Consider the following 11265-nt stretch of genomic DNA (forward strand, 5'->3'; position numbering starts at 1 on the left):
GCTGGCGATTGTGTTCTGCGTGATTTTGGAGGTGAAAATCTATTCGCAACCAACAATAATGGGGTGAGTCACTGATCTATGCTCATATTCATGTAGCCGCCTTTAACGACTTCCTCGAAGGGATCTCCACGAACCAGGGATTCAGCGTCCGACACATCTTCGAGTACTATCTCAGAGACGAACCGCGTCTCTGACGCCCAGTTGGGTGTCCCTGGCTCAGGAACGTGAACAAGCCGAATCACATACGAGCGATCTTCTCGGAGGAATGCCTTGCAGCGACGGTATTCGTTGGTCGTTAGTCGGAAGTGGAACGGTGGGGTTCGGCCGCCGACTGCTTTCACCTCCACGGGAACGAACTGGTCGATACCGAATTCTCCACGTGGACCTGACAATGGACCGAACGGGTCGATCACGTCGAACCCGGGGCCCTGTTCAAGCGTGACGTTACAGAGCCTGACCAATGGGTGGTCCCGAAGCCGTCCATCTTCAAGGTGATCACGCCAGTCGACGATAGATTCCCGCGTTAACCCACCGCCCGACAATAGCGGCAGTAGTTCCTGTTCCCAGACTCGGTCGAGGTGCCAGATGTGATTCCCATTCTGCTGATCGTCGTGCAGCGCACGGAACGTCGAGCGAATCGTCCGAATCATTCCGATGGGTTGGTCGTCAAGCCAGACTGCAGCATCATCCAGTATCGCGACGAGCGTCGCAGCCTCGCCTTGCTGACCGCGACCACGATACTGCGTACTACCGCCACCGCCGCCACTCCCGGTCGTCCGCGTTGAGGCGCTTTGCACCTCGAACCCTGCATCGAGAAGGCTCTCGGTTGAGAATTGCTGTCCACTTATGGCCGCAGACTGGAGGTCAGCAAGTGCGCCGTCCTGGTGGTCAGCAGCGGAGACCGTCGCTTCATTTTCCGGTAACTCTCCCTCAAGGATATACCGTCGCAGCATTGTCTTCAGATCCCCTGTTTCGTTCGCGATAGCTCCGGAAAGTCCCTCGAGGAAGGGAGTGACGACCTGCGACCGGAACCGGTCTTCGGGTGAATAGTAGAATAACAGCTCGCCGTCTGCGTCCTCATTCTGTAATCGGTCAGGGAGTCGGTCCACCCACTGAACGTTTGACTCCGTCGATAAGGCGCGAAGCCGCGACCGCCACACATCGACGTCGTTGAGATCCGTCGTCTCCGTCCGATCCCAGACGTTCATCACAGCGAGCACACGGACGTAGGCGGACGGAACTGACTGTGGGAAACATGCTGTCGCGTCGAGCGCTCTCGCGTTCTTCGCCAGCCAATCAATCACGTCCGATTCGCGGCCGCTTTCGGACTCCAAGATTATCTCCCGCCACGGTCGCCGATCCTCGCCAAAGAGCCGATCGAGAACGAATCTAAGCTCGTGAGGAAGACTCTCTCGAACGTCGCGAACGAACATTCCTTGGGGCGATGTCCCGTCCAGAGTAGTGGCTTCATCGCCGCACAAGGCCCGCTTGAAGTCTTGAACAGCGATGTCCTCCTCGCGCTCGATTGCTTCAACGACTTCGTCGACTGTCGGAGCGACCACGCCGTCGAAGCGCTCAACCAAGGCGACAATGGCGTCAAGCCGTTGCCGGAGGTCTCGACGCCGTCTCGTACCCAGAATGCGTGCGACGTCGTCGACGGGGAAGGTTCGCCGCTGCCAACGCTTCGTGAGCTCTGCCGGAGAGAGATCATCGTCGAGTGCCTCTCGGAACGTCGCGATCGTCGTCGGTTGTTCGGCAAGGAGCGAGACAGCGTTCGCAAGCCCGTCGAGGGTGAGCCCGTCGTCGAAGGCTGCTGAATTGAACACGAAGGCTTCTTCACCGTCTCGAGGCGCGTAGAGGCCCGATTTCGGGGTGTCAAGATCGTCCTCGATCACCTCGGGGAACTGTTCAGCCACTCGAAGTTCTGCGATTGCGGCGTCTAAATCATCTGCAAACTCGCGGATACGGTCCTCACTCCGCTGTTCGAGTGATGCAACGAGGAGCACCATCCGATCACGGAGCGCCGAACGGAATTCGGCGACTGACTCGTCCGTGAATGTCAGCTCGTCCGCTTCGAAGATAGGCTTCGACGCGTCGACCCGAGCAATCCCGAGAGCGTTGGTGAGACGGGTAAACGGCCCTGACGCAGTTCGGGGGAGGAGCCAGTGACCGCCCTGTTCGACGGCACGGCGTTCCCACGGCTTCGGTGACTGATCCTCGTAGTAGCGACCCTTGTCGGCGTTCTCTGCCAGCCACTCTAGCGACGTGACTTGCCACTCACCGCTACGCTTAATCGGGAGGTGAGAGAGAAACGGTATGTCGACGTCCTTCGCTGCTGGGTCCTCTGCAGGCAGCTGACGTAGAATCGGTTCCAGGAGCGCCGTATAGGCCGCGTTCCAATCATTATCCCGGTCGTCAGGGATATCGAGAGCGACCGGTTCCTCGCGTAGGCCGTCGACGGCGAGGACTTCGAGGAGCCGGTGCAGGTGCCACGCAGCTTCAGTTGCATCGAACGAACCGACTGGTTTCACCCCCAGCTTTCGGAGGAGTTCTTCAGAGAGATCAAGATCATCAGGATCGATGTGCGGGAAGAGTCGTGAGGCCCGGGCACCACGCGACCCCGTCTTTACGACTGTATAGGCAAATCGGGCAGCGTCATCTCCCCAGCGGCCTTGGAGTTCTGGATTCACTGTTACAGTTGTGTCCCAGACTGTCATCTGGCGAAGCTGCCAGTTCAGGAGTGTCGGAACTGATTTCGACCATCCGTAGCCGTCACGCTGATGACCATGCGAGCAGGTCCATCCCGTCTCAAGTATCGACTTGGTGAACTGGCCTTCGTACCGGTGAAGGAGTTCGAGCAGATTCTCTTCGCCGAGCTGTTGAACTGCGTCTAGGTCGTCGAACCAGATCCACGTTGCGAGGAAGACGTCTCTGAGGACGCCATCTGTCTTGACGTTACATTTGTTCGAGTGCTCGGCAGTCGTCTGCGGATGTCTTCCTGGCGCCGTGATCCACTGTTGATAGACATTTCCTGCGTCTGCTAGAGAACGCTGGAGTGCGCCAGCACTCTCTGGGACACCGTCACCCGCCAGAAAGTCGTCTGCAGACCACTTGACGGGATCCCAGGATGCGTCGCCTCGTGTTCGTGGATGTCCGGGTCCATACATCCACACCGTCCGGATATCGGGAAGCACCGAGACACCGAACAACGAGAGTGTTTTCGCGATTCGCTCGTGAGCGTCGTCAGTCTCAAGCGCACCGGCAATAGGAACCCACGCCTCTTCAGTCGGTGCTGGCCATGTCGTACTTGCATCTCCATCGAACGTGTCCCAGTCTTCAGTCGCATCCTCTCCGTGGGCTAGTGCCCGGATACGCTGCCAATCGTCGCCAAGTATCGTTTCCCGGATAGTATGGGTGCCTCCATCTCGCGGGAGGGTGAGACGATTATTTCGGAGGTTCAGACGTCGGCGGAGGTTTTGCCGCTGGTCACCATCTGATCGTGCAACCGCGGATTTCACGTATTCAGTCGGAACAAACGAGCCCTCGTCCGTCTGAAGGTCCGTCGATTCGCTCCCAAGTTTATTGATCTGCTTCGCAAGGAAGTAGAAGTCTAGTGCCTTCACACGCGCCGAGTCATCCATTGCGAATGTGTCCAGGAGTTCGCGGAAGTAGCTCGGCGTGCCATCGTAGACACGGACCCCCCACGGTCGACCAGCGAGGTCAAGAACGCGACGGGCCCGTTCGTTCTGTTCGACCGCTCGATCCAAGAAGTAGACTCGGAAACTCGACTTCTCACGCGGTACTTCAGGCGGTTGGGTGTCTCGTTCCGGTGAGTTGACATCCCAGATGACTGACCGTGTGCGGCTCGTCCCACGCTCGTTCGGATTTGGTCCCGATCGTGCTTCGATGGGAACGAGCAGGGTACTATCCGCCGCACCACTCTCAGAGTGCGTTCCATCGGAGTCGTCACCGACTACTCCGTTCTCGCTCGTGCGACGGCAGGGGAGGAGGTATACTCCCTCCAGGTGCGAGGAGAGCATGTCGAGCGTTGCTGACAGCTCATCGTCGTTCGAGCCAGAGCGGAGTATCGTCTCGATAGTACCGACAAATAATGCCCGAGCAGTACTAGAGTTACAGACGAGATGTGACGTATCCTGGCCGACCATTTGCCGGTCGAGATGGCTGCCAAGGATAGCCCCCCATGAACGGGCAATCTCGGTTGAGAACTGTTCTGCATCGTCAACCCAGAGGAGCGCCTCGATCCTCTCCTCCCATGTGGCCGGGACGGAACGACAACCTTCGAGTGTTTTCTTCGTCGGGAAGTGGCGGTCAACGACAGCGTCGGAAACTGATTCATCAAGCGAGTCGGTCACCTCGAACAGTGCGAGGAAGCCATCGCGCACGGTGCCGTCCCAGTGCAGAAGCGACTCCCCGGGTACAACAGGTGTCGATATCCCGTCTTCATCGCTAACTGTGGGAACGCACGGCCGCTCACGGAGTTCTTCATAGACTGCGGCACGGAACCATGTGAGCAAGCTCGCCTGTGAACTCGGGTTGTCCGGGTAGCTCTTCGGTGGTGGCGGGAGGAGGATCCACGGATAGCGGTCGCCAAAGTTGCTCCCGCCAGCTGCTTCGGCAACTCGAGCTACGAGCTCCACTCCTCGTTCGAGGACTGCCTGATTCTCATCGAGGCTGTTGAGACTGAGATCCTTCCGATTCGTCTCGACCGTGAAGTGCCCATGGAGACAGAACGGGAGCGAAACGTCCCGTGTATTCTCGATCGGTACGTGTTTACCCCGAAGTCTCAACAGCCGGTTCAGTGTGAGCCCGTGATATCATCTCATTGTTGTTGACGACTCGGCGAAGTTCTTCGTAGGGATTGCGTCCCTGCTGGCGCCATGTCGCCAGCAGGGACAAGATCGTCTCGTGAACGAACATACCTCGATCGTTACGGAGTGTCCCGATGATTTTCCGGAGAACGACTGGTTCACGAAGTGCGTTCTCAGCTGCGTTGTTCGTCGGGGAGACCGCTGGCTCACCGACGAAGGTGAGCCAGTGGTCGATCCCTCCTTCGATTTTCCCGAGTAGTGTTGCCACTGGTTCGTCGGTTACTGACCGCCCCACGAGCGATCTAAGCCCGTTCTGGCATGAGCGGTGCATCTGTGCTCTCTCACGAAGACTCGGGTCGGTCTCCAGCCACGACTGGAGACCGACGAACATCTGCTTGAGATACCGGTAAACGGGTTCTGCCTCCTCGTGGTCACTAGCAGCGTCTTCAGCTTCTCGGAGAAGATGTGCCCAGCACCGCTGAAGGTTACTGCTGAACGCTGGATACGCCGTCCACCCATCGCAGATGACCGTTCCCGGGAAGTCCTCGCCGAGGACTTCCGCGGGAACATCACTTCCACGACTCTCCCTTACGGCGTATAGCGTGTGCTCGCTCGTCCGAAACGTCCAAATCCACGCCTGCTCACCCTCGCGTTTGATACCGGTTTCGTCAACGTGAACGATCTCTGCTTGCTGAATCTGTCTTCGAATCTGTTCGTATTCGCAGCGACCGGCGCGCGCAGCGCGCTCGGTCGCGTGCCACGCGGACGCGCCCGAGAGTTCTAATCCATGCAGTTGCTCGAACCGGTCAGCGATTTTCCGGTAGGGGAGGCGGTGATCGTACCGAGAAAGTGCTGCTTGAGAGATGACGTTCACCCCGAACTGCCCCTCATCGGGGCAGTCGGGGTGTGTAGCAACGGTTTCTGTTCCACAAGAGCTGCACTGGTAGTAGTGACGGTTGTACCGGGTGATTTCTGGTGGCTGTGGATCGGGAACCTCCTCGACGAGTCGGGGGCTGACGCCCACCGACTCGTCGAAGTGTTCGCCACACTCGGGACAACAGTCACAGGTGACATCGATCTCTTTGTCGGGATCTGCTGTTGCACGCCACTCAGGGTCGTGACCGTCCTTCCGTCCGGGAGTACCGCCATCGGTTCGAACATTCTCGTCTTCGTCGTCCTGCGAGGTCGGGGACTCGTCAGTCCCCGACCGTCGCTTACTGGGCGGTGTATGCGGATTTTCGTATTTGCGAAGGCGTGTTTCGAGTTCTTCTATCCGCTCGTCCTTCTGATCGATTTTCTTGTCCTTTCGCTTGTTCTCCCGTTCGAGTTCTTCGACTCGTTGCTCAAGTTGGAGAAGCCGAGAAAGGAGCTCTTCTTTGGTGAAATCGTCTGCGTTCACAGACTCCACCAACCAGTAGTGACAGCAGAAGTAACGGGATGGGCTCCGGTGCGGAGCCCATCCCTGAGAATCGTATCCGAGGTCTGCTGCCTGTTCATATCGCGTCCGTTGAACGCTTCCTACGAGAGAGTACCGAAATCAGCCCGGGCTAAACACATACCTCGATCGGATAGTAGAGGTATAGCGGATATTCCTGTGGCCGCTCTCGTTCAGTTCTCGTCTGCGGAACGAGCAACTGCGTGGGTGCGTCGTCGTCAGCAAACCCGAACTGGTCGAACTGCTCGTCCGCGAACGATGTGTCCGTTCCCCTGACAGCCACCGTAACTGTCTCATGACGCACTGTCTCGCTATCGAGTGGCCCAGGGGTACGGTCGACATCCCACCGCTCCCGGCTTGGTTGCTCCGTGCCGTCGACGCGTTCGAGCAGCAATGACTCGATCCCGCCAAACTGGATGAGCGTCTCGGGTGTCAGCGTTTCACTCGTCGTGCCTTCACCGTCAGCCTCCTTCGAGAGATACGACCAGAGCCGTTCGGCCCGACCAGCACTACCTCTGTCGGACGATTCAGGCAGTGGAATATCGAACTCCTCGAGGAGGTCTCGCCACTCCGTGTCCTCGAACTCAACGAAAACAGCTGTGCGGAAGGGGTCACCGTACCATTCGTCGACATCGCCAGTGAGGAGCGCCGATGCTCGGTCTGCAACAGGATCGTCTGCCCCAGAGGCTGTTGTCAAGGGGACCGGAAAATCGAAGAGCGGGAGTTTACCGATGTCCTCCCGAGCGGCCTGGGTCAGCTCCTCGGTTCGCTGATCAGCATTCGAAGCCGTGGTGAGTGCCTGGATCGCTTCGTTCGAGACAGCACCACGAAGATCGAACGCAGACGTATCGTACCCTAACGACGAGAGCAACGCAGCAGTGACGTACGACCGACTGAGCCTGACGCGAAGCGTTTCATTTGTAGCACTCTCGTGGCGTGTCCAGATCTCGAATGCATCCCCAGTAGCGAGTATTGACTTCAGCCCAACCCCCTTATGTCCGATTTCTTGGTCGCTGTTCCCCTTCGAGGATTCGCCAATCATCGTGACGGCATCCTCGACATCCGGGTCGAACATATCGAAGGGGTGGCCGGTGTTCGCGACGAGAACGCCTTCGTCGTACACTCCAACGTAGACGCGGCCACCATCAGTGTCTCCAGGGATTGCGTCACGGGCGTTCTGGAGGAGTTCCAGAATTTCTCGCCCTTCGTGACCGCCGGCGATTGCTCGCTCTGCGTTCCCGCTTTTCACCTTGTCTCGGAGGCGTTCAGAAACCGTGCCTGAGGACGACGCCGCAGAAAAGTCATCGAGGAAATGGTCCCAACGATCGCTCCACCGCTCGAAGAGTTCCGCTTCCGAAAGGTGGTCTACGACCGCTGATTGACTTGCCATGCTATCGACAGATGCGCAAATAGTTAATAAATTCCATGGAGACGTTGCCGATAATCGTGAAGTGAGGGGTTTGATCCTCTACCGATGGCTGGTTATCCGGGTTCAACAGCTGTGAACTCCGTCAGATTCAACTCCCGTGTTTCGGCGAGTTCCTGGAGAATCTCTGTTCGATCTCTACCTGAAGATGTGTTCTCATCGGAGTCACCAACAACTCTGACAGCCAAGTCTTCCCGCAACCATGCTGATCGAATTCTCCTCTGAGAGCTGCGTATTACAACTCTCACAGTGAACTTCGTCGGTTACACCAGCACCGATCGCATACGGTGCACGGACAGTGTCGGTTCGATCACTATTACCTACTGTGAATTCGATTTCCCCGCGTTCGTATGTCACAAGCGTGAAGGCAGAAGGTTTGGTATTCACCTCTATCGCGTGTCGGCGATAAATTTCCCGCTGTTTCTGAGCATATCCTTGTTCCTTCTTTTGTAGGAGTTCCTCTAGCTCAGTTTCGAGGTCTTCTTTCTCGGCTTTGAGTTCACGCCGCTTCTCAAGTGCTTCTACACGTTGTTGCTGAGAGTCTGCGTCGTCGACGTCCGTGGATAAGTTCTGAAGACGGTTCGAGAGAGCATCTATCTCGCTGCGATGGTCGTTAATTCGCTGTTCCTGAAGCTGCCGGTACTCTTCAAACTCTGAATCAGCAGCATGAGATGCCGACTGACGAATTTCGTCGATCTCCTCCTGAACCCCTTCTACAGCGGCTTTCTGTCCAGTAGTGATTGCGTTTGCCAGCTTATCCGGAGCAATCGTCACGTCGCTCTGGTCACTCCCTACAGTCACATCGTCACGCCAGTCCGATTTTGGGCTGAAAAACTCGTCGACAAGTATCTCTGTAACACCAGGGAGTTGATCGTTCGACTCAACGTCGATCGTCACAGCTTCCAAGAATTGGGTCTGGTACTCGCTAACTGTCTCGACGTCAATACGGACGAACACGCAGATGGCTGTCCGGTCATAGTATGGACTGAACGCCGCGTCTACAACTTCTACATCACTCTCTACAATCCACAGAGGATACCGATAGTCGTCATCAATCATCGTGTCCGTCAGGGCAAGTTGTCCAACGGTGGCCATCGCTGCCGCTTCATCGAGTAGCTGTTGGGTAAATTCGCTCTCTGGCGTGAGCACGCAAACAGAGTCCTCTCCCTGGTCTCGTTTTTCACCATCCAGGGTGATTTCGAACTCGCGGCGGTCACTAAAATCGACGTCTACGTGCGTAGGTAATCGCACCTGCCATCGGTTTCCGTCCTCACGGATAGCCGCACCGAGATTGTTCAAGTACTCCCGAGTGAAGGCTTCCAACGCAGATTGCGTCACCGCATGAGTCACATCAGTCATCGTCTGCTCCCAGATCGAAGCTCTCGAAGACGCCGCTATTGAACTCCTCGACCTTCTGTGAGAGGTCCTGTTGTTCCTCAAGATCGATCGCCATCGAGTCGAAGTCGTTCTCGAGATCAACCTCGGAGTCTGCGTTGGTTAGCCGCTCGAAGATTTCGTCTTCGAAGCTCCGCCCGGAGTCCTCGAGCCGAGTGAGAATCGTGCTCAGCTCGCCGACCGTCTGCTGGAAGAGATCGATCTTGTGATAGAGCCGTTCTAGTACGTACTCCTCGATAGTGCCTTTCAGCCCCATATTGAACACGTAGACCTTTCGCTTCTGGCCAATCCGGTGAATCCGCCCGATCCGTTGTTCGACCTTCATTGGATTCCATGGGAGGTCGTAGTTCACCATGATATTGCAAAACTGAAGGTTGCGACCCTCGTTCATCGCGTCGGTAGAGACGAGAACGCCACCCTCTTCCCGGAACTGGTTTACGATGTCCTCCTTTTCCTGGCTCGAGTGTCCGCCGTGGAACGCGTGAGTGGTGTATCCTTGCTCGTCCAACGCTTGGAGAACCTGACGCTGGGTTGGTCGGAACTGGGTAAATACAATAACGCGTCCCATCTCGACGTTCTCACGGACTTCTTCCACGATATCGAACAGTCGCTCCTGCTTTGTGATGGTGTCAATCGCGTCGATCTTGTCGAGGATGGTCTCGAGTTCGTTCCGATGAGTCAGCTCGTTCTGTTCGTTGAGCTGTTTGAGAATCGTTTGTTCGAGTGCAGCTGGGCTACTGACGACCTCTTTCTGGAGCAGCATCAACACCAACTTCTGGCCGCTGTCCTGGCTGTAGGCGCCGCGGACATACTCTGTCACTTCGTCGTAGAGTTCTTGCTCCGCCTCGCTCGGCTCGAAGGTTCGTGTATCGATAATACGGTCTGTAAAGTCGATGTCCGTGTCCTCACGGCGGTTTCGGATCATCACTTGGCCCAACCGCCGCTGTAACTCGTCCCGGTTCACTAACGTCTCCTGATTGCTGTTTATGAAGTATTGATGGAACGTATCCCGACTGCCGAATAATCCGGGGCGGAGCAAGGACACGATATTGTAGAGGTCAGTGAGCTCATTCTGGATAGGCGTTGCCGTAAGGAAGAACGCGTAGTCGTAGGTGAGTTTATCGATGAGGTCATAGCGATCTGTCTCCTCGTTTTTCACATAGTGAGCCTCGTCCATCACGAGGACGTCCCAGTCTCGAGCGAGGACCATGGCCCGGTGTCGGTCGCTCTTCGCGGTGTCGATGCTGGCGATGATGCGATTGTGTGCGTCGAACCCCTGGAACTCGTCGTCGTAGTTGCAGACGAACTCGAGTCCGAACTTCTCGAGGAGTTCGCCTTGCCACTGCTTGGCCAGCTGCGCCGGAGTGAGGATTAGCACCGAATCGTCAGTCTCGCGGTAGTGCATCTCCTTCAGGATCATGCCGACTTCGATCGTCTTTCCGAGGCCAACTTCGTCAGCGAGGAGTGCCTTCCCATCCATCTCGAAGAGGGCCCTGTGAGCAGCGTCGACCTGGTGTTCGAGGAGTTTGACCTCCTCTTCGTCGACGCGAGAGAGCGATCGTAATTCGGTGTCCGGCTGTCCCGCAAGAAGGCGATTCGCCACGACGGTCTGCCGGTGAAAGGGAAAATCAGAGATTCCCGAGGAATAGGAGTCAACAAGATCGTCCGGGTCATCGTGTGTGACCTCGATGTCGACGAGGTCCTGCTCGTTCATGATATCAAAGGGACGGGTTATCCACAAATAGATTTCCCAGTTGCCCTCTTCTGATTGGTTTCTACTATCCGTCTATCAGCATGTATCGATCGTCCAGTCCTACAATCAGAAGTATGCCATCTACAACTCTTGGAAATTACATTAGCATAATCATTATGATTGACTATTGGTTACCTCCGGTCACCGTGAGTATCCCAGTGGAAGATGCGGAGACAGTGATCAAAGATCATCTCGATTCTTCACGATGGATGGTCTCGAGCAGCGCCTTTGAGCGACATGGAGAGATCCGTGAATGCATCCGACAACAATTATTCGTGCGTGCTACAGTGACCGTTTCCAGTTCTAGATCCGTCGAAAGGGAGTCGCGTAGGTGGCACCAAACCGGCAACCGAAAACCGATTCAGCGCCTTCAAGATTGGCTTCTTGATGATCCGTTTTCGGGTAAAACGTCACATAGGGTCCCTGA

General features: G+C 56.4%; 5 protein-coding genes. All 5 read right to left on the minus strand.

The genetic code is table 11. The annotated features are described in order from the left end of the window. Positions 1-68: 68 nt before the first annotated feature. Positions 69-4808: a hypothetical protein gene (locus tag CHINAEXTREME_RS20855; protein ID WP_238593403.1), complete on the minus strand. Its 4740-nt coding sequence runs from the start codon at positions 4806-4808 to the stop codon at positions 69-71. Further along, positions 4792-6228 (minus strand): IS66 family transposase, encoded by a 1437-nt coding sequence (gene tnpC / locus CHINAEXTREME_RS20860; RefSeq protein ID WP_029601814.1) that lies wholly within the window; start codon positions 6226-6228, stop codon positions 4792-4794. The genes CHINAEXTREME_RS20855 and tnpC overlap by 17 nt, the downstream gene beginning before the upstream one ends. A 148-nt stretch (positions 6229-6376) precedes the next feature. Further along, positions 6377-7654, minus strand: coding sequence for a sacsin N-terminal ATP-binding-like domain-containing protein (locus tag CHINAEXTREME_RS20865; RefSeq protein ID WP_007143063.1), 1278 nt, complete (start codon positions 7652-7654; stop codon positions 6377-6379). A gap of 201 nt (positions 7655-7855) precedes the next feature. Continuing rightward, positions 7856-9049 (minus strand): hypothetical protein, encoded by a 1194-nt coding sequence (locus CHINAEXTREME_RS20870; RefSeq protein WP_007143064.1) that lies wholly within the window; start codon positions 9047-9049, stop codon positions 7856-7858. Next, a complete protein-coding gene (locus CHINAEXTREME_RS20875; RefSeq protein ID WP_007143065.1) occupies positions 9042-10799 on the minus strand; it encodes a DEAD/DEAH box helicase in 1758 nt (585 codons plus the stop codon). The genes CHINAEXTREME_RS20870 and CHINAEXTREME_RS20875 overlap by 8 nt, the downstream gene beginning before the upstream one ends. Positions 10800-11265: the final 466 nt, after the last annotated feature.

The organism is Halobiforma lacisalsi AJ5 (genome assembly GCF_000226975.2).
Taxonomy (GTDB): domain Archaea; phylum Halobacteriota; class Halobacteria; order Halobacteriales; family Natrialbaceae; genus Natronobacterium; species Natronobacterium lacisalsi.

Coding starts and splice junctions, on each gene's coding strand:
- CHINAEXTREME_RS20865 (WP_007143063.1), bottom strand. CDS start 7,654: ATGGCAAGTCAATCAGCGGTCGTAGACCACCTTTCGGAAGCGGAACTC.
- CHINAEXTREME_RS20875 (WP_007143065.1), bottom strand. CDS start 10,799: ATGAACGAGCAGGACCTCGTCGACATCGAGGTCACACACGATGACCCG.
- CHINAEXTREME_RS20870 (WP_007143064.1), bottom strand. CDS start 9,049: ATGACTGATGTGACTCATGCGGTGACGCAATCTGCGTTGGAAGCCTTC.